This window comes from Marinimicrobium sp. C2-29 (assembly GCF_038419845.1).
Taxonomy (GTDB): Bacteria; Pseudomonadota; Gammaproteobacteria; order Pseudomonadales; family Cellvibrionaceae; genus Marinimicrobium.
This window is the reverse complement of the sequence record NZ_JBCAQT010000001.1, coordinates 210,575-230,459: the sequence shown is the minus strand read 5'-3', so window position 1 is coordinate 230,459 and position 19,885 is coordinate 210,575. Positions and strand designations below refer to the sequence as shown.

Below are 19,885 nucleotides of genomic sequence, written 5' to 3'. Positions count from 1 at the left end.
TGGTCAAAAAAAAGTCCCTCCGTCCCCTTTTTCGTTCATGTGAACAGCCAGGACGCCACGATGATGACCACGGCCAGCACCAGTGCGATCACGCCCAGCATCAGGTAGGCATTGTTGCGCCGGCGTACGCCGGGCAGGCGGGCGGTGACCGAGGCGGGGGTGGGGTCTTCGACATTGGTGCTCGCCGGGTCCGCGCCGGCGTAGCGGGAGCCGCCGGGGGTGTCTTCGTCGCCGGGCAGAACAATCAGCACGGCGCCGGCGTCGGCAAAGCTGCGGCGCCACTGGTCGGCCTCGGCCTTGTCATCCACCTGTCTGAACTCCACGGGCTGACCGGTGAACAGCGTTTCTCTGACCTGGTCGGGAGAGGTCTCCAGCAAGCTCGCCAGCTTGTCGAGGGTCTCCTGGCGCTGAAACCCGGTGATCAGGTCCCCGGTAAACATCAGTCGATACATCGCTCGCTCCTTTTGAGTAGGCAGTTGTGCCATCTTTACACATCCCGGCCCACTCTGCACAGGCGCCTCAACGAAAGGCTCGGGCGCAATGCATCCCGCTCGTACGTAACTTCGCTGTTGCGAATGTCGAGCCGTTTACCGATCGGCACCCTTAAGTCGCATAAGTGGAGGAAACTCAGACTGGGGCACCCAGTCCAGGTCGGGCAACGGCGCATCCAGAACAAACAACCGCCGGCCTTCCTGGTGGATGGCAGCCAGTGCTTCAGCAAAGTGGGCCCTGAACAACGCTTCCATGGAACCATCATTCAGAGCTCGACGTAGCCCCGCCTCCAACCGCTCGGCCAGGAGATCCGAAGAGACACTGACATGAAAAACCACCGGCAGAGGGTAATAAAGGTAAAGATCAGGAACCACCGCCAGGTTACCGCCCTTCGGCTGATGAACAGCCAGCTCTCGGTTCGCTTCAATGACGCCCAGAGACAGGTAATCGAAACGCTGCTGCTCCAACATGGAAAACAAACTGCTTAAGCGACCGCTATCGTTCACCGGATAGCCGTTGCGGCGAAAAATGGCCACGTCCGGCCAGTGCTGCCCCTGCCCTACCGTCAACTTTTGCAATTCGTCTTCGGAAGTAATAGTGGCCATCGCAGGCAAGGCGTTTTCACGGACAATCAGCTGACGGTAGCCCATCAAGCCGCCCAGAATCGGAATCGGGACTGAGTGAATCTGCGCTTCCAGCGCGCCCAACTTCTCCCGTGCGGGTGCTGCATACACGTTGATCTTTCGCCCTTCAGCGAGGACACGCCGCCCACGTGACGAGCCCAAATTTTCATTGTGGTGGCTCAGGCGATAGGCAGGATAGTCCTCAACGGTTTTCTCAAGTGCCAGTCGCAGCAATTCATACTCGTAGTTGAATCGGCCTTTGGTACTGTCCCAGTACCTGACGTCCATCACCGGCGCCTCCTCCGCACACCAGCCAGAACTGGCACCAACGCTGAAGATGAAGAGCGCAACCAATGTCGTCTGAAGAAATCGCATCATTATTATCGTTCTGAGGGTCAGGGAAAAAGGGCAACGGTAGCGGATGGAGGTTCACTTCACAAGTCCGACCGCGCGCGCACTACACGTACAGGATGGTGCAGCGGGGTACTTTTGTCAGCGTGATAAAGGGGAACTACCAGAACTGGTAGGTCACACTGACACTTCCCACCTGCACCGAATAGCGTGGACTTTGATGGCCCGTGCTGAGCAGGTTGGCCACCGTATCCGGCGTCACCTGGTCGATAAAAAAGTCGTCACTCCGGTAGCGCTCATAGCCGTAATTCAACCCCAGAGATATTTGATCCGATAGCTGATACCGGGCAAAGAGCTCCACCCGGCTCAAGTTGGTCTTCAGGTCAGGGAAAGGCGCTGCGCTGGCCCGGGACTCCATTTCAATCTCCCCTCGGCCAAAGGAGTGACTATAATCCAGGCCCACATCCAGCCCATCGAGCAGCGCTTCGCGTTCAATGCCGACACCGAACGTATCCACCCGGTCTCGCTGGTGGCCGGTCCAGTCAGGGGTGGAAAAATTATCGCTACCGGCTTGATCCGAGTCGATTCGCTGACGGGTCGCGAAAGCATAGATTGACAGATTCTCTTTTGGCCGCACCGATATATCCAGGCTGTGAGACAGCTCGCGCGCCTCCGTCAAACCAATTCGGGTGTTGAAATAATCGTCCTTGGCGTAATCCAGGGAGACGCTGAGCGTCATCCAGTCCCGTGGTAAGTAATCGACACTGGCACGAACCTGATCACGATCGCGCTCGCCCAGATGATAGCGCCGCAACAGGGGATTCTCCCCCGGAACGAGGTCTTCCAGAGGACGGTAGTGCTCGACAAAACGCCGCCGCTCCTGCCCGCCCTTGAGCCGAACATCCAGGGTTTGGGTCACGGCGGTGCGGACTTCACCCCAGTAGTCGGTGGTGCTGGTCTTTTCCGTTTCCTGAAAGCTGCGTTCCATGGTTTCCCGGGACAGGCCCGCCGAGACGGTGGTTCCACTCCCCGCTTTGAGGTCGGCGCGCAGCTTGCTACCGGCGCGTTCAAAACTGTAGGGCCGGTTGAACTGTGTGGGGGCCACCACCAGATCCGAGCGCACCGGGGTAAACTCGGAGCGTGGAGTCCGGTTGTCGCGATCGTCATAATACAGTTCAGCCACCACACTCAACGCCGACCAGGGTTGTATCAGCGCACGCACCTGGCCATTGAGCGTATCGACCCGACCGTCCAGGCTGAGAGCGGGCTGATTGATAGCGCCCACCCGTGGGTTGATGGTCGCCGGCAGAAACGATTCATCCTGCCGCAGGCGGCCCACAGCGAGTCTACCTGAAGTCTGCAACAGGCGGCCCGGTTGCCAGCGACCGGACAGCGTCAGCTGATGAAATTCGTTGCCGGGCTCTTGCGCCATACGGCCGCGATCACCGCCTTCAGCCAAAGAGTTGAAGGGGTTATCCCAGATCACCGAATCGGCGTTATTGTCGAACTGCGAACCATAATAGGCCGCCTGCAGGTACCAACGATCCTCCCGATAGGAAAGACGCGCATCCATCCGTTCGGTCACCCGATCGACCGTAACGGGCAGGACGACAGCGGTATTCAGGAAACTGGCCCCCTGAAGCTTGGTGCCCTGCTGTTCGGTGCGACGAAAGTCAACGCTGTAGTCCCAACGATCGTTGCGCCGGGCGCCCGCGTTCAGTCCGTAAGTCTCGCGCTCCAACGTCGGGGAAAAACGCTTCAGGCTCGGGTCGAGCTGACTCATCCCCCGCGTTGTGGAGGCTCGCTCCCAGTTCGCCGGCAAGGTCAACACCTGGGTGCCGACACCGAGAAAAGGGGTCTGCGCCTGCTCCGCCACAAAGTGGGGAATCTGTTGGTATTCAAACCCGATGTCGTAGCGTCCCTGCTCACCGTACAAGAGTCGCACCTGACGCGAGTCGAGCCCAAGGTTGTCGACCTGTGCCTCAGTATAGGAGCCCTCCCCGTTGCGCGTCCTGACATCCAGCTCACCCAACCAATAGGGGCCGCTTTCATCCAGCCCGGTGTAATCACCAAACTTGGCGGAGCTGTCGGACACATGCCCCACCCCGGCGGTGACACGCCCGTCGCGCTGGCTCTGTTCGGGACACAAGCGGCAGGCCCACTCGTCGGTGTCCGCGGCCGGCCAATAGCCCTGAGCACGGCTGTCCTGACTGCCGAGGCTCATAGCCACCATAAGGCAGCCCGTCATCCAGACAGGTGCGGAGCGGTGGCGAAAACAGACGGTTTCCATCGACGATGACCTCCCGCTAACGACTCAGGTTACGGCCCGAGGGGTGATTGGAGCCATGCACCTGCGAGTGGCAATTGGTGCAGCTACCGCCCAGCAAAGCGGCGGACGGACGCCCCTCCGGCAAGCGCTCCCCCGTTTGGGCAATACTGGGGTGACCGGCTCGCGAGTGACACTCCTGACACAACAGTGGCGCCCGGCGGCGCAACAGCGCAGTGTGATTGGAACCGTGAGGGACATGACAGGAGGCACAATCCTCGGCCGCTGGCGCATGCTCCCAAAGAAAAGGCCCGCGTTTCTCTGCATGACACTCAAAACAGGTTTCATTGAGTGTCCCACGTACCAGCATGGCATTGTTCAGCGTACCGTGCGGCTGGTGACATTCAGTACAGGCCATCTGGCCCTGACGCATCGGGTGCGTCGAAGCCTGGAGGCTCTGCGCCCGCTCCCGGGTATGGCAGTCAAAGCACACGCCGGCCTGCTCCTGCCGATTCATCACCGGGTCGTGAGGGGTGTGTACCGAGTGACAGTCCGTGCAGCCGACACCCTGGCGCTCGTGCACACTGCCCTGCCAGTGGCTGCGCTCCTGTGACTGGTGACACCCAAGACAGATGGCCGCCTCCTGTTCGCGACTGGCGCTCCCCTGATGAGCAAACGCCAGAGGAGCGGGCCGCTCCTGGCCCGGACGCAGCCTGCCGGCATGGTCGCCTCCCGGGCCGTGACAGCTTTCGCACTGCTGCTGAGCAAACGGCGTCTCCGGGTCGCTGGCCACCGCGTGGGGTGTGCTGAAAATGCCCTCGATAGTGTCGCCACTATGACAACGCAGGCAGGTGTCCGCCCCCTGATCGGAAAACTCCGGCAGCGCCTCATGAACATCGGTCTGGGCCAGAGCCCCGCCTGCCAGCAGGGCAACCAGAGCAATTGTTGCTTTACCGTAAACCATGAACACGTTCTACGTCGGCAATTTGGCCAGGCCCGTGACACACCGAACAGGTCTCGGTCACTGAGGCATCCAGTACTTCCTGGGTCTGATCGAACACACCCCCGTTGAGTATCATATGCGTCTGCGCCAGGTCATTCGTGTGGCAGGAGCCACAAGCGGCGCTCGCCTCCGATACTTTCAGGTGCACGGACGGGTCGGCGGGATTTCCCTCGGTCAGCAGAGTGGTGCCCAGCGCCGTGGCCGGCAATGGCAACTGATAGCCATCGTCCGTGTGGCAGGCCAGACAATCGTCCGCGCCGCGTGGATAACGCAGCTCGCTGAAGTCGTGGGCGTTATTGCCAAAGCCATAAGCCACATAGGGCTCATCCCGAACTGCAGAGCCGTGAATGGCGTGAATCATATACTTGAAGTGCACTGACTGCTCGGGCAAGCCATCCAGCATGGAAATACCCTCCACCACGGTATCCCCGCCGCGTCGGGCCAGGTCTGTGGTATTGGGATTGTGGCAGATCGCACAGAGCTGCACTTCATCGGTTCGCTGGCCGCCATGGAATGCCAACGCATCGTTACGACTGTGGCACGCCTGGCACTTTTGCGTTTCCACAACCTGACGGCGTGGAACCGGTTCGGAATCGGTAATGGCAAAATATTCCACCGCCCCGGTAATCGGAATCCGGAAGCCCTCGTCCGGATCAACGGCCCGACCTTCCATACCCACCACACCGGAACCCGTGGCATCTCCGGGCAAGGCGCCGGTTGCCGAAATGGTAAAGGTGCCGTCGTTATTGTCCGTCGCATTCTGATGCACATTGGTCACCGACAAACCCGCTGCTGGTCCATGCACGTAATCCCGGGTATCCCAACCGATACGGATCGACAGACTCGCACCGGGCCCAAACACAGGATCTTCAAGAATATTGTAGGGCGCATCATCATTGGTGGGGTCCGTGATCGAAAACGTCACGGTCGGAATTTCATTCTGGCCGGTGGCAATCACCTCCAGCAGGTTAAAGTGAAACCGCTGCGCCGCCACCTGCCCCGGTATGGCATGACTGGCCAGCACATCACCCGCAAACCCGCCCGGTTTATGGCAGATGGTGCACTCACTATTGTTCGTGGCCGGATGGCCCTCCCCGGCCACAAAATCAATATCGTCATGGCAGGAACCGCAGGACTCCATGCTCGGCTTCTCGACGATATTGATCGCCTGCGGCGTGGCTTCATCCTCCGGATCATGACAGGTCAGACAGTTGCGCGGGTCCTGAGGAAAGGCCAGGTCGGCATAAGCGTGTGGCGAGTTTCGAAATCCCCAGATGGTATAGTCTTCACCACTCTGAACGCTGGGCAAACGCTCACCCATATGGATTTTGTGAATCATCTGGCGGAAGTCCAGGGAGTGGCCGCTCTGGGCATCGGTGCTTCCGGGGTTGTGGCAGGTCACGCAGTAATCGACATGGACCCGACCGCCACCGTGCATCGCCAGATCCTGTCCGTGACAGCTGTTGCAGGATTCCTGGGAAACGATTTTACGATGATCAATATCCTGCTCCGGAGTCAGACCGGTCGAGGGCTGAAAGGTATACACCGCATTGGCCGCCGGCAGGGATTCCCCCCGAAAACGACCGCCCACTTGCAGGCCCACCCGGTGAGTCAACTCCGGTTCATACTCGACCGCCAGTGGCGCACTGACGGCATTGAGATCAGTGCCAAAGGTATAGCGGTAACTGCCATCACCATGGCTGACCAAAGAACCCGCGCCGCTACTCTCGGTGGTGGCCTGAATGACCGTCTCGGTGCCGGGCCAGGGACCCTCCCCCGGCGCTTCCTCGCGGTTGATGTAACTTTGCCAGGCACTGCTGTTGCCCTCTGTGCCCGGCACCAGCTTGACGACTGTGAAGTTGAGTTGTTCCAGGTGGGAAAAAGGAAAACCGTCCTGGTCAAGCACCAGGAAGTCGACCACGACCGAGTCCTCAATGCTGACCTCGGTAATATCAACCTGCAGGGCCGTGGGGACTGGGCCCGCGCCCCCGCCGCCCGTGGGTCCGGGCTCACCCGGAGGCCCTGATGGTCCCGGGGGACCGGCCGCCCCCGCAGGGCCAGAATCGCCGTCACACCCGAGCAAACCAAGCAGTAACAAAGCGCCAACCATCACACTCCAGAAGCGGGCGCACCGAGATGGGTCCGAATTCATGATCCTTTCCCCCAGTGTTGATCCAAATGGAACCCTGGTGAAACTCGACAACGGGCTGACCAGCGCTCACGGAAACCGCGTACCTCTAACCTCTAAACCACATACTTACACCGCGTGTCCCCTACACAATGTACCCTCTGCCCCTCCCTTTTATTGATATAGATCAAGCCATCACTCTATTCCGCAAAAAACGCCGAAAAAATCCGATGACGTTCGCCGGTTTGTGTTATTCGTTAAAGAACACATCCAACCATCACGCACAGTCATGGACGACCAGGGATTCATTCATGGGAGGTCTTCATGCACACATCACACCCCGCCGCACGCAGACAAGTCCGCGTTTTATTCTGGCTGCTGGCGACGTTGCTATTGGCAAACGTAACTTCAGTGTGGGCCGAAGCGCCTGCCGAAGCCGAAGCCTGTGCCAGTTGTCATGGCGAAAAGGGTATAAGCCAGGACGGTGATATTCCCATTATCGCGGGTGCCTCGGCTTTCTTTCTGGAAAACCAGCTCTTTCTGTTTCGGGATAAAGGGCGCCCCTGTGCAGGCGAACTGTTCAGCCAACGGGAGGAACCGCCCCCTGAACCCGACCACTGTGCCCTGGCGGCCGACTGGTCCGATGACGACATAGCAAAAATCGCCGGCTACTTTTCCAAACTGCCTCATCAGAGTGCCGAACAGTCCGTCGATGCGGCATTGGCGCAAACCGGCAAGGCCATCCATGAGCAAAGTTGCGACCGCTGCCACGCCGAGGGCGGCAGTCTTGCGCTGGATGACGCGGGCATACTGGCCGGCCAATGGCGGCCCTATCTGATTCGCACATTGAAAAGCTTTCGGGCGGACGAGCGTTGGCAGGAAGAAAAAATGGCCGAAGCAACATCCGACCTCTCGGATGACGACATCAAAGCACTGGCCGAGTATTACGTCAGTGAGGGTCAGTAGCGGGGGACAACACCATGAGCGAAAACAACGAACCTCCACCGCCACCCGAGCAAAGCAGGCGCAAACGTTTTGGCCGATGGCTGTGGGCCCGCCCCCGGCGCTGGTTTATGTTTGGTATTCCCGCAGGCGGTTTTCTGGCGTTCGCGATCGGCGCCGGCTTCTGGATCAGTTTTGACGCCACTGTCAAAGCCACCAACACCCTGGAGTTCTGTACCTCCTGCCACAGCATGGAGCAATTCGTATTCACGGAGTATCAGAACAGCAGCCACTTCAACAACCGCAGCGGGGTAAGGGTCGCCTGCGCCGATTGCCATGTGCCCAATGCTTTCTTCCCGAAAATGGCTGCCAAAATGAAAGCAACTGTGGTCGAACTGCCCGGACACTTTCTGGGCCGCATTGATACCGAGGAGAAGTTTAACGCGCACAAACCTGCCATGGCCGAGCGCGTTTGGGAGCGGATGCGGGCAACGGATTCGCGCGAATGCCGTAGTTGCCACAGCTACGATGCCATGGCCGAGACGTTGCAGAACCGACAGGCGGTACGCCGTCACTCGCTGGAGTATCGAGAAGCCACCGGCCGCACCTGCATCGACTGCCACCAGGGAATTGCCCACAGCCTGCCGGAGGTGTCGGCGCGACAGGAGTGACGCCGCGCTAGCGGGCGAACACCACTGTCTTGCTGCCATTGAGCAACACGCGGTGCTCGGCGTGCCAACGCACGGCCCGGTTGAGCACCACCGCCTCGATATCCCTTCCGATTTCGGCCATTTCATCGGGCAGGTTCACATGCGTCACACGCTCCACCGACTGTTCGATGATCGGGCCCTCGTCCAGATCCGCCGTCACGTAGTGGGCCGTGGCGCCAATGAGCTTCACGCCCCGGTCGTAGGCCTGATGGTAGGGCCGGGCGCCCTTGAAGCCCGGCAGAAAGGAGTGGTGAATATTGATGGCTTTGCCGTTGAGCTTGCGACACAGATTGTCCGAGAGAATCTGCATGTAGCGGGCCAGCACCAGGCAGTCGACGTCCTGCTCTTCAATCATCGACCAGATCTGCCCCTCCTGCTCGGGTTTGGTGTCGCGGGTGACCGGCAGGTAGTGAAACGGCAACTGATACCACTCGGTCAGATCCCGCATCACCTCATGGTTGGACACCACGCCCACAATCTCAATGGGCAGGGAGCCGTTTTTCCAGTTGTTGAGCAGGCTGTTCAGGCAGTGGCCCCACTGGGACACCGCGATCAGCACCCGGGGTTTGCAGTCCACATCAAAAATCGCCCAGTCCATGGCATACCGCTCCCCCACCGGGGCAAACAGCGCCTTGATCGCGTCGAGCTGCCAGTCGGCCGGGCATTCGAACACCGTGCGCATGAAAAAGCGCCGCTGAGTGACATCCTCAAACTGGGACGACTCGCGAATGTTGAAGCCGCGCTCGGCAAAGAGGCTCGCCACCGAGGCGACTATGCCCTGGGCGTCCTGACAACTGAACGTAAGTACAATCTCGCGCACACCAGCCATGAATCAAATCCTGTTCAGCAAATCGGTCAAAGGCTGCAAGCCTACTGGATAGCCGCTGACACGCTCAAGCGGTTTCGCACCACTACTGCCCCAGAGGCAGCACCAGCATCAACAAAATCGGGAGCACAATAAAGGCCACCAGCGTGGAAATCAGCACCATGCCCGCCACCTCCTGCGGCCGGCGATCATAGCGCAAGGCCAGCAGATAATTGAAAATCGCCACGGGCATGGCCGCCTGCAGCACCGCCACGCCCAGCGCCTCGCCCTCCAGGCCGACCAGGCGCGCGGCGCCGTAGCCGAGCACCATGCCACCGAGCACCCGCAGCAGACTGAACCCCAGGCTGCGCTTCCAGGCCACCAGTTTCAGGCGCGCCAGGGAGACCCCCAGGGTCATGATCATCAAGGGAATGGCAAAGCCACCGAGCAGATCCACGGTATTGCCCAGCCAGAGCGGCAGCGGCGTATCAGTGAGCAGCAGCACCACCGCCAGCACCATGGCATAGAGCACCGGTTGTTTAGCCAGCGCCCCGAAACGCTCGTTGACCCCCTCGGCGCGCGAGACCAGCATGATGCCCAGGGTAAAGGTGCTGAGCATCATGACCATAAAGGAGGCGAGCGCCAGGGCCAGACCGGTCTCACCAAAGGCGAACAGGCACAGGGGCAGCCCCAGATTGCCATTGTTGGGGAACAACAGGGAGGGTAAGTAGTTGACCGGCTCGAGCTTGAACCAGCGGGTGATCAGGTAGCCCAGCACCAGCATCCCGACCAGCACCAGCCCGGCGGCCAGCGCCACACCGCCCATGATGCGGGGCTCCACCTCAACACGCGCCATGACCGAGACGATCAGGCAGGGGGTGGCGATGTTCATCACCGCGCGGGTGACGAAATCGGACGGGTAGTCGGTTCCGGTGCGCACCCAGATATAGCCGATCGCCGTGCCGATAAACAGTGGGGCCATAATGGCCAACAGTTCAGCGATCATGGCGTTCCTTTGATAGCGTGTGGGTTGGTAGCGTGTCGGTAATACAACCGTGTCTGTCGCCCTATTGTACCCAATATCCACCGCTCGGGTAGCACCCGGGAGTGTATTCCTCCCCCCGTATTCTTCGGTGAATGAAAATTTTGGCGATAACAGGGAAAATCGGTAGAATAAAAAAATCTATTCGCCGTCAAAACCCGGCAACAAACCCAACGGTTCCCGCAGCCGGGCCATCTTCCCGCCCGACAGAGTAGCGAACACTGACCTTCGCTTTTACCCACATTTTATCCACAGCCGATCCCCGCGGTTGTCCGCTTGCATTTGGCCTAAAAGCGCATTATCTTGTATCGCAATCAAGAGGCACCCCTATATATAGGGTTTTGCCGGGCCCGCCCCACGAGCCCGGATTGCGCCCGGTTAGAGTCATTTAGAGCCACCTTACAACCCTTTTCCAGTCAGTCGCCGCCCCCCGGTTGCTGGCTATTGTCACGGAATTCAGATTGCACGCGGAGACGTTCATGCACACAGAGACCGATACCAACCCCAGCTCACAGCCACAACCCGGAGCTCAGGATACTTCCAGCCGCAGCGCCGCCAGCCTGTCCGCCACCGCCCCCGGCCAGCTGCGCGTGATCAAGCGCAACGGCACCGTGGTGCCCTACGACCCGAGCAAGGTCGCCGTGGCCATGACCAAGGCCTTTCTCGCGGTGGAAGGCGGCACCGCCGCCGCCTCACGCCGCGTGCGCGAGACCGTGGACAACCTCACCAGCCAGATCAGCGCCACCTTCAAGCGGCGGATGCCCTCCGGCGGCACCATCCACATTGAAGAGATCCAGGACCAGGTCGAGCTGGTGCTGATGCGCTCGGGCGAGCACAAGATTGCCCGCGACTACGTCCTCTACCGCGAAGAGCACGCCCGCCTGCGCGCCGAGAACCAGCCGGGCACCGCCGCCCCGGCCGAAGAAGACCCCGAATACCCCACGCTGAACGTCACCCTGGATGACGGCAGCACCGCACCCCTGGACATCCAGCGGCTGCGCACCATTGTCAACGAAGCCTGCGCGGGCCTGAAAGACGTGAGCGAAAAGGCCATTCTGGACGAGGCCATGCGCAACCTGTACGAGGGCGTGAGCCTGCGCGATGTGAACACCTCCCTGGTGATCACCGCCCGCACCCTGGTGGAAAAAGAGCCCAACTACACCTACGCCACCGCCCGCCTGCTGATGGACAAGCTGCGCGCCGAGGCGCTGAGCTTCCTGGGTGTGGCCGACTTTGCCACCCAGGCCGAAATGGAAACCTACTACCCCCAGGCGCTGTCCTCCTACATCCAGAAAGGCGTCGAGCTGGAGCTGCTCGCCCCGGAGCTGCTGAGCTTTGACCTGGAGAAAATGGGCAAGGCCCTGATCGCCGAGCGCGACCTGCAGTTCACCTACCTGGGCCTGCAGACCCTGTATGACCGCTACTTCATCCACAGCAACGATGTGCGCATCGAGCTGCCCCAGATCTTCTTCATGCGCGTGGCCATGGGCCTGGCCGTGGAAGAAGACAACCGCGAAGAGCGCGCCATCGAGTTCTACAAGCTGCTGAGCTCCTTCGACTACATGAGCTCCACTCCCACGCTGTTCAACGCCGGCACCCTGCGCCCGCAGCTGTCCTCCTGCTACCTGACCACCGTGCCCGACGACCTGCACGGCATCTACGGCGCGATTCAGGACAACGCCATGCTGAGCAAATTCGCCGGCGGCCTGGGCAATGACTGGACCCCCGTGCGCTCGCTGGGCGCCTACATCAAAGGCACCAACGGTCGTTCACAGGGCGTCGTCCCCTTCCTGAAAGTGGCCAACGACACCGCCGTGGCGGTCAACCAGGGCGGCAAGCGCAAAGGCGCGGTCTGCGCCTACCTGGAAACCTGGCACCTGGACATCGAAGAGTTTGTGGAGCTGCGCAAAAACACCGGCGACGATCGCCGCCGCACCCACGACATGAACACCGCCAACTGGGTCCCCGACCTGTTCATGAAGCGCGTGTTCGACGACGAAGAGTGGACCCTCTTCTCCCCGAACGACGCGCCCGACCTGCACGACCTCTACGGCGAAGCCTTTGAAGAGCGCTACTGCGAATACGAGCGCATGTGCAAAACCGGCGAAATGAAGCTGTACAAAACCGTACGCGCGCTGGACCTGTGGCGCAAGATGCTGGGCATGCTGTTTGAAACCGGCCACCCCTGGATTACCTTCAAAGACGCCTGCAACCTGCGCAGCCCGCAGCAGCACGCCGGTGTGGTGCACTCCTCCAACCTGTGCACCGAGATCACCCTGAACACCAAGGCCAACGAAGAGATCGCCGTGTGTAACCTCGGCTCGGTCAACCTGGCCCAGCACGTGGAAGATGGCGTGCTCAACCAGGAAAAACTGGCGCAGACCGTCAAGGTCGCGATCCGCATGCTCGATAACGTCATCGACATCAACTACTACTCGGTGGACTCGGCCAAGAACTCCAACCTGCGCCACCGCCCCATCGGCCTGGGCCTGATGGGCTTCCAGGACGCGCTCTACCGCCAGCGTATCGCCTACGGCTCGGACGAGGCCGTGGACTTTGCCGATACCTCCATGGAAGCGATCAGCTACCACGCCATCAAGGCCTCCAGCGAACTGGCCAAAGAGCGCGGCCGCTACGCCAGCTTTGAAGGCTCGCTCTGGAGCCAGGGCGTACTGCCCATCGACTCCATCGACCGCTTGGCCAAAGCGCGCGGCGAGAAGTACATCGAAGTGGACCGGGGCCAGACCCTGGACTGGGATACCCTGCGCGAGCAGGTCAAAACCCAGGGCATGCGCAACTCCAACGTCATGGCCATCGCCCCGACCGCGACCATCGCCAACATTACTGGCGTGAGCCAGTCCATCGAGCCCACGTATCAGAACCTGTACGTGAAATCGAACCTCTCGGGCGAATTCACCGTGGTGAACCCCTACCTGGTACACGACCTGAAAGCGCGCGGCCTCTGGGACAACGTCATGGTCAACGACCTGAAGTACTCCGAAGGCACCGTACAGTCCATCGACCGCGTACCGGATGACCTCAAAGCGCTGTACGCCACCGCCTTTGAAGTGGAACCCAAGTGGATTGTGGACGCCGCCAGCCGTCGGCAGAAGTGGCTGGACCAGGCCCAGAGCCTGAACCTCTACATCGCCGGCGCCAACGGCAAGAAGCTGGACATCACCTACCGCATGGCATGGTTCCGTGGCCTGAAAACCACCTACTACCTGCGCGCCCTGGCCGCCAGCTCCACCGAAAAGTCGACCATTACCACCGGCAACCACAACGCCGTATCCAACGAAGGCGGAGCCAACACCACCAGTGCGAGTGCGAGCGCCACAGCCAGCAACGGTGCAAACAACGGCGGACCGGCCCCAGTACCAAAAGCCTGCGCCATCGATGAACCAGACTGCGATGCCTGCCAATAGGGTGGGCTCCGCCCACCAAACACAACGCGGCCCCACCCGGCCGCGTTAAACGCAAAAAACCTACGCGGCACAAAACGTTCCCGTAGGGCGGATAAGCCTAAGGCGCATCCGCCAAAAAAACCAAACAACGATCGCCGGGCTCCACGCCCGGCCACCGATCACCAACCAAAAAACAGGATGATTCACTATGTTAAGTTGGGATGATTTCGACGCAGCCGAAGAAACACAGCAAAAAGCCAAACCGGCCCCGCAACAATTCAAAGAACCACCCGAGCCCAAAGCGCCCGAGGTAAAAGAACCCGCGGCCAGCTATGACACCGCGCCCGGCGAAAAACCGGAAGCCGCGGCCGAAGGCGACAACGCCGCCCTCGCCGCTGCCCGCGAAGCGCTGGACAACCTGGACGTGGCCCCCGGCCTGGAAGAGCTGGAAATGGGTGCCTCGCGCATCGAAGTCGACGACAAGCAGATGATCAACTGCCGCGCCGACCTCAACCAGCTCGTGCCCTTCAAGTACGACTGGGCCTGGCAGAAATACCTGGACGGCTGCGCCAACCACTGGATGCCCCAGGAAGTGAACATGACCGCGGACATCTCCCTGTGGAAAAGCCGCGAAGGGCTGACCGACGACGAGCGTCGCATCATCATGCGCAGCCTGGGCTACTTCTCTACCGCCGACTCGCTGGTCGCCAACAACCTGGTACTGGCCATCTACCGGCTGATCACCAACCCGGAGTGCCGCCAGTACATCCTGCGTCAGGCGTTTGAAGAAGCCATCCACACCCACGCCTACCAGTACTGCATCGAGTCCCTGGGCATGGACGAAGCGGAAGTGTTCAACATGTACCGCGAGCTGCCCTCCGTGGCCGCCAAAGCCGCCTGGAGCCTCAAGCACACCCAGACCCTGGGCGACCCCACCTTCAACACCGGCACCCCGGAAGCCGACCAGGAACTGCTACGCAACCTGGTCGCATTCTACGCCGTCACCGAAGGCATCTTCTTCTACTGCGGCTTCAGCCAGATCCTGTCCATGGGCCGTCGTAACAAAATGACCGGCGTGGCCGAACAGTTCCAGTACATCCTCCGCGATGAGTCCATGCACCTGAACTTCGGCATCGACGTCATCAACCAGATCAAACTGGAAAACCCGCACCTCTGGACCCCGGAATTCCAGAAAGAAGTCACCCAGATGATCCTGGAAGGCACCGAACTGGAAATCGCCTACGCCCGCGACACCATGCCCCGCGGCGTGCTCGGCATGAACGCCGGCATGATGGAAGAGTACCTGCACTTCATCGCCAACCGCCGCCTCGCGCAGCTCGGCCTGAAAGAGCAATACCCCGGCGCCCAGAACCCCTTCCCCTGGATGAGCGAAATCATGGACCTGCGCAAAGAGAAGAACTTCTTCGAAACGCGCGTGACCGAGTATCAGGTCGGTGGTGCGTTGAGCTGGGATTAATCCTCGCCTCGTCATTACCAAAACCCCAAAACAGCGGCCAGGGATGGCCACCCCAGCACAAACCACAACAGTGGCGCCCTCCCCGAGTGAGCATTGCTCGCAGTACTCCCTAGCATTGGACGCCCCCTCGCTATAGGTGCGGAGGATAGCCAGCATGAATACAGTGGCAAGAAGACGTAAAGACTCGTTTAACAGCGCGGATCTTATTGAGGAAGTTGCCGGCCCGGAACACTGGGCAAAAATTTTGAAAAAGGAAGTTCGGTATTTTTCGGGAACATATTAGATCGACGTATTTAATTACCTCACCTTAATGCTGAATATACCGTTGGACTTACAAGAGAATATGCGACGCACTCTAATCAATTTACAAACATAGAGTTAATCAAGGGCCTTAGATGAAAGACGCTTTTAAGGGGTTTTACAGCATAGAAAAGTCCACACTGGAAAAACTGTGGAAAGATGAAAAGACGCTTTTTGTGTTTGACACAAATGTCCTTCTTAACCTGTATGGATACGCCAAACAAACTAGAGATGATTTCTTTGGCATATTGCAAGCAGTTAATGAAAACTTATGGATTCCTTATCATGTCGGCCTGGAGTATCAAAGGCGAAGATTGAGTATCATAAGGAATGAAAAAATTGTATTTAATGATATTGAAAAAAATTTAGAAAAAATACAAAACGTGTTTAAAGGTGATTTTGAGAAGCTAGCTCTTAAACGTCGCTTCCCCAAGCTGTTTGACAACACTGAAAAATTAGAAAAGGAAATAAGCAAAAGTATATCAAATTATAAAAAGTCGGTTCAGCACTGGGATAGCGAACAACCATGCGTAAGATCACATGATGAGATCAGAGATAAACTTAATGCACTATTTGAAGGAAAAGTTGGAGATAAACCCGAAAGCCAAAAATGGCTGGACAATGTATACAAGGAAGGCGAGGATCGCTTCAATAAAAAAATACCCCCAGGATTTAAAGACGCAGAAAAAGGAAATTCTGACGATGAATCACACTTTTTCTATGACGGACTATACTACGAAAGGAAATATGGAGATCTTATACTTTGGAAGCAGTTGATCACAAAAGCAAAAAGTGAAGATGTTGAAAATGTGTTTTTTATTACCGATGACGCTAAAGAAGATTGGTGGTATAAGATTAACTCAAACGGAAAAAAGACCGTTGGTCCTTTAGCAGAGTTACAATCGGAGATTTACCGAGAAACGAATATCAAAAACTTCCATATGTACAGCACCTCGATGTTTTTGGAAGATGGAAAAACAAACTTGGCTGTTGATGTAAGCGAAAGCTCTATTGAAGATGCGAGCACCTCCCACGCTAAAAAAAGCTTAGATTACTTTACCTCGAAGAATTTTTCCAACCTAGTGAATCCCTATGGAACTTCGTCAGTCAGCGGTGAACGACTGAGAGAGTTACTGGCTCACACCAACAATATTCCATCCATCAATAATGAACGATGGCAAGAAATTTCAGACAGCATGAACAGCATTCGATCTATGGATAGTCAACGATGGCGAGAAATGGCAGATCGATTGAACAGCGCTACGTATATGGAAGATGACCGGTTGAGGGAAATTTTAGATCGCGCAAGAAACATAACATCTATTGACAATGAAAGATTAAGAGATTGGATTGGGATCCACGACACTTTGCCTAGAAAGAAAGACGAGGACGATGAATCTGAAAATTAAGACGAAACCTGAAACTAACCACTGCAGGCTATGGACTCTCACTACATCTCGCCCCTTCTGCGGTCGTTAGCACCCTATTAGCCATGGAGATCAAGAATTGAGAAAACCTCGATTGTTCATAGCATCATCAGCTGAGAGCCTATCGATTGCTGAGGCTGTAAATGTCAACCTGGATCATGAATTTGAAATCACCATTTGGAAGAACGGAACATTCAAGCTCTCCTCGACGACAATCGATGATCTTGTTGAAAAATCTTCGTTCGTCGATTTTGCTCTGTTTATATTCGCTCCCGATGACGTATCTACAATCCGAAGCAGAAAAGAGCACGTGGTAAGGGACAATGTGATATTCGAGATGGGTCTCTTTGTTGGTGCCATCGGAAAGTCGCGATCTTTTGTCCTGAAGCCACGCGATGTAGACATGCACCTTCCAACAGACTTACTTGGTGTTACTCCAGCCGATTACGACGCAAGCCGTTCCGATGGAGACTTAGTTTCGGCAACCAACCGGGCCTGCTCATTGATAAAAGCCGAAGTGGATAATCAAGGGTTGATTAACCATATCTCCCTTTCCGAATCTAACAGGGTTGTCGCAAACCCAACGAACTATGAATTAAAAGAACAGGACTACAAGTTTTTGGCGGCCTGCTTGCAAAGCCACACAAATGACCCAGTTGGCCTTGATTTTAATTCGATTTCAAGCAAATTCCGTGGCTTGAATGAGGCGGCTCTCCAGTTATCGCTGGTAAAACTAGAGCGCATGGGTTTTATCAGTAAAACTGTCGATACCAATCATCAGTATGGATATGACTATTATGCTTATTGTATAACGGAAATGGGTGTCGACGAGCTTTTACAGAATGAGGATGCTTTGCAACAAGAAGCACCTAAACCATCAGGTTTCGACGAAGAAATACCGTTCTAGTGGACCCCAAAGGGGTCAAAGCCTTTGGTTTTCGATTAACTTTTTAATAAACCCAGCCCTCTTGACTCCCCTTTTCAGAACCTCCTTACATTTTGGAGCCCATTAGAGAGTCTGAACCAGATGGAATGTATTGAAATACCTCCTTCCTCATCATCTCCAATTGCAGCAATCGCTGCTTCTGGATCGCTAAAATTTGGCCGAGATCCCATATGGCAACCTAGAACTTTCCCTTGGGGATCCAGACAAGGCCTCAAAAAGCACTAGAAGAACACAGCGGGAACGTATATTGCGCACTCTAATCCATAAACACTGATTCCCGGCGTCTCGATTCAACTCTCGCCCGGTTACTAAGGGCCTCCTTAAATCGACGAAAACGCTATAATTTTTATTAACGAAACTATTACTTTTTATTCCAACAAATGACCATACATTTTTATAATTAGACATAACAGACATTCCAAATGCTGAGTAAAATTAAACCTTAAGATCGATAAATTCAAATTTCTAACCAGAGATCCCGAATGACCACCTACACAACTGATATTGATATCAGCAAATCTATATCTAAAGAAATCCACTATCACTACAGCATCGCACTAGAGTTTATTAACTCTAAACCTGATTACTCCCTGATGAAGTTCAGAGAAGTTATCAACTCTATCATTTGCAAGCTAGCAAATAATAATAACATTAACTTTGAAGACGACAGATTGTTTTCTAGAATAAACCACCTCTTCAAATGCCAAATAGTTAACCATTTACTTAAAGACAACCTCCACGCAGTCCGGAAATTAGGGAATTCTGGTGTACACTACACTGGAGACTTCGATGAAGCAGCAAACTTTCATAAGTTTAGGGTGCAAAAGCTAGCCGAAAGTGCGCACAAGGCCCGAGGCATCGTCTCATCAATTCTGGAGGATATATACTACAGATTAGTAGATGACCATTACTTAGGGGTGATTGAGCTTGCACCCGCAGGACAGCAAGATTATCGAGAAATATTGTACGAAGCGCTTTTAGCGACAGACCCCACAATAAAACTTAAAGCTGGAATTATTTGTGAATCTATACTTGATGAACAGTACTCAAAGTCTGGCCCCATAAGCTCAAATGAATTTTTAGCAAATATCGCTAATTTGAAATCAAACGCACTCGCTTTCTATGATGCTTCATGCGTAATATCGGCCAATATCGATAGTCGCTATAGAACTCATGGATATGAACTAGACCCCGAGAAAACCGTTCAAAATTACTCAGATATTGAAGCTCTATTTAGGTATTCTAAATTAGCAACCGACAGATCGTTGGTTGATGGATTTCATATTCTAGATGAGCATACTGAAAAAGGTATGTCACGCCTTAAATCGGCTGCGGAAAGAGAGTACAGCCAAGCTCAGGCGCTGTACGGATCAAATCTCTATCAGAACGAAAAATATGACTCAGCACTCAAGTACCTAGTTCAAGCTCAGAAGAAAGATGAGGTTCTAGCACTACAATGTTTATACTATTTCTACTCGGAGGGTAACGCATGTGACCCAAACTTTGAACTAGCACTTGAGTACATAAATCGCGCAATAGAACTTGGCTGCCCAGATTCACTTGCTATTTTAGGTGCAGCTCATCACAAGGGAGAAGCAGTACCTAAGGACGACATAAAGGCAGAAGAGCTTCTGACACAGTCTATTAATCTTGGAAGCTCTTATGGCAAGAGATATTTTAGCATAGAGTTTCAGGATCTCGCCGGATCTATGGCAAATCAGTTAAAAGCTTTTGGAGAGAGTCTACAAAGAGCAGTAGACGCAAATAAACCAAAACCTATAAAGTCAACAAAAAAGATCGGAAGAAATGAGTCCTGCTACTGCGGATCGGGGAAAAAATACAAAAAATGTTGCGCCTAAATCCGAATCATCCCTTCCCCCACCAGACAGCTAATAACTATGATTAAGACGCTTTATTCCCTTAATATCTACCCTGAAAGCTGGATTGTCCTGTTTTGGACACTCGCACC

At 55.9% G+C, this 19,885-nt stretch carries 14 protein-coding genes; 7 read left to right on the top strand and 7 right to left on the bottom strand.

The window, feature by feature from the left end:
- Nucleotides 1-35: 35 nt before the first annotated feature.
- From AAE484_RS01015 to AAE484_RS00995, 5 genes are all read right to left on the bottom strand, one after another.
- Nucleotides 36-452, bottom strand: a complete 417-nt coding sequence (locus tag AAE484_RS01015) for a hypothetical protein (protein ID WP_341936457.1) — start codon at nt 450-452, stop codon at nt 36-38.
- Between the two features lie 135 nt (nt 453-587).
- Nucleotides 588-1,493, bottom strand: coding sequence for a hypothetical protein (locus tag AAE484_RS01010; RefSeq protein ID WP_341936456.1), 906 nt, complete (start codon nt 1,491-1,493; stop codon nt 588-590).
- A gap of 133 nt (nt 1,494-1,626) precedes the next feature.
- Entirely contained in the window at nt 1,627-3,699 is a 2,073-nt protein-coding gene (locus AAE484_RS01005) for an MtrB/PioB family decaheme-associated outer membrane protein (protein ID WP_341936455.1), read from the bottom strand.
- A 73-nt stretch (nt 3,700-3,772) separates the two neighbouring features.
- On the bottom strand, nt 3,773-4,696 hold the full coding sequence (locus AAE484_RS01000) for a DmsE family decaheme c-type cytochrome (RefSeq protein ID WP_341936454.1): 924 nt from the start codon (nt 4,694-4,696) through the stop codon (nt 3,773-3,775).
- Nucleotides 4,683-6,656 (bottom strand): OmcA/MtrC family decaheme c-type cytochrome, encoded by a 1,974-nt coding sequence (locus AAE484_RS00995; RefSeq protein ID WP_341936453.1) that lies wholly within the window; start codon nt 6,654-6,656, stop codon nt 4,683-4,685. Before AAE484_RS00995 ends, AAE484_RS01000 begins: the two co-directional genes overlap by 14 nt.
- Before the next feature lie 531 nt (nt 6,657-7,187).
- On the opposite strand from AAE484_RS00995, the gene AAE484_RS00990 reads away from it, so the two are divergent.
- Together AAE484_RS00990 and AAE484_RS00985 are read left to right on the top strand one after the other, a co-directional pair.
- Nucleotides 7,188-7,829 carry a c-type cytochrome gene (locus tag AAE484_RS00990; protein WP_341936452.1) on the top strand — a complete coding sequence of 214 codons (642 nt, stop codon included), beginning with the start codon at nt 7,188-7,190 and terminating at the stop codon, nt 7,827-7,829.
- 14 nt (nt 7,830-7,843) lie between these two features.
- Entirely contained in the window at nt 7,844-8,476 is a 633-nt protein-coding gene (locus AAE484_RS00985) for a NapC/NirT family cytochrome c (protein WP_341936451.1), read from the top strand.
- 7 nt (nt 8,477-8,483) lie between these two features.
- Here the strand turns inward: AAE484_RS00985 and purU are convergent, their stop codons facing one another.
- Together purU and AAE484_RS00975 are read right to left on the bottom strand one after the other, a co-directional pair.
- Nucleotides 8,484-9,344, bottom strand: a complete 861-nt coding sequence (purU, locus tag AAE484_RS00980; RefSeq protein WP_341936450.1) for a formyltetrahydrofolate deformylase — start codon at nt 9,342-9,344, stop codon at nt 8,484-8,486.
- Between the two features lie 82 nt (nt 9,345-9,426).
- A complete protein-coding gene (locus AAE484_RS00975; protein WP_341936449.1) occupies nt 9,427-10,326 on the bottom strand; it encodes an AEC family transporter in 900 nt (299 codons plus the stop codon).
- Between the two features lie 515 nt (nt 10,327-10,841).
- Here AAE484_RS00975 and AAE484_RS00970 point away from each other — a divergent pair.
- From AAE484_RS00970 to AAE484_RS00950, 5 genes are all read left to right on the top strand, one after another.
- Complete coding sequence (locus AAE484_RS00970) at nt 10,842-13,787, top strand: ribonucleoside-diphosphate reductase subunit alpha (protein ID WP_341936448.1); 2,946 nt, start codon at nt 10,842-10,844, stop codon at nt 13,785-13,787.
- Nucleotides 13,788-13,974: 187 nt separating this feature from the next.
- Nucleotides 13,975-15,243 carry a ribonucleotide-diphosphate reductase subunit beta gene (locus tag AAE484_RS00965; protein ID WP_341936447.1) on the top strand — a complete coding sequence of 423 codons (1,269 nt, stop codon included), beginning with the start codon at nt 13,975-13,977 and terminating at the stop codon, nt 15,241-15,243.
- A gap of 395 nt (nt 15,244-15,638) precedes the next feature.
- Nucleotides 15,639-16,952, top strand: coding sequence for a PIN-like domain-containing protein (locus AAE484_RS00960; RefSeq protein WP_341936446.1), 1,314 nt, complete (start codon nt 15,639-15,641; stop codon nt 16,950-16,952).
- A 97-nt stretch (nt 16,953-17,049) separates the two neighbouring features.
- Nucleotides 17,050-17,877, top strand: coding sequence for a nucleotide-binding protein (locus AAE484_RS00955; protein ID WP_341936445.1), 828 nt, complete (start codon nt 17,050-17,052; stop codon nt 17,875-17,877).
- Between the two features lie 521 nt (nt 17,878-18,398).
- Nucleotides 18,399-19,775, top strand: a complete 1,377-nt coding sequence (locus AAE484_RS00950; protein ID WP_341936444.1) for a DUF4145 domain-containing protein — start codon at nt 18,399-18,401, stop codon at nt 19,773-19,775.
- Nucleotides 19,776-19,885: the final 110 nt, after the last annotated feature.

Bases quoted from the DNA above. Each gene is read 5' to 3' on its own strand.
- AAE484_RS01015 (WP_341936457.1), bottom strand. From the start codon at position 452: ATGTATCGACTGATGTTTACCGGGGACCTGATCACCGGGTTTCAGCGC.
- AAE484_RS01010 (WP_341936456.1), bottom strand. From the start codon at position 1,493: ATGATGCGATTTCTTCAGACGACATTGGTTGCGCTCTTCATCTTCAGC.
- AAE484_RS01005 (WP_341936455.1), bottom strand. From the start codon at position 3,699: ATGGTGGCTATGAGCCTCGGCAGTCAGGACAGCCGTGCTCAGGGCTAT.
- AAE484_RS01000 (WP_341936454.1), bottom strand. From the start codon at position 4,696: ATGGTTTACGGTAAAGCAACAATTGCTCTGGTTGCCCTGCTGGCAGGC.
- AAE484_RS00990 (WP_341936452.1), top strand. From the start codon at position 7,188: ATGCACACATCACACCCCGCCGCACGCAGACAAGTCCGCGTTTTATTC.
- AAE484_RS00985 (WP_341936451.1), top strand. From the start codon at position 7,844: ATGAGCGAAAACAACGAACCTCCACCGCCACCCGAGCAAAGCAGGCGC.
- purU (WP_341936450.1), bottom strand. From the start codon at position 9,344: ATGGCTGGTGTGCGCGAGATTGTACTTACGTTCAGTTGTCAGGACGCC.
- AAE484_RS00975 (WP_341936449.1), bottom strand. From the start codon at position 10,326: ATGATCGCTGAACTGTTGGCCATTATGGCCCCACTGTTTATCGGCACG.
- AAE484_RS00970 (WP_341936448.1), top strand. From the start codon at position 10,842: ATGCACACAGAGACCGATACCAACCCCAGCTCACAGCCACAACCCGGA.
- AAE484_RS00965 (WP_341936447.1), top strand. From the start codon at position 13,975: ATGTTAAGTTGGGATGATTTCGACGCAGCCGAAGAAACACAGCAAAAA.
- AAE484_RS00960 (WP_341936446.1), top strand. From the start codon at position 15,639: ATGAAAGACGCTTTTAAGGGGTTTTACAGCATAGAAAAGTCCACACTG.
- AAE484_RS00950 (WP_341936444.1), top strand. From the start codon at position 18,399: ATGACCACCTACACAACTGATATTGATATCAGCAAATCTATATCTAAA.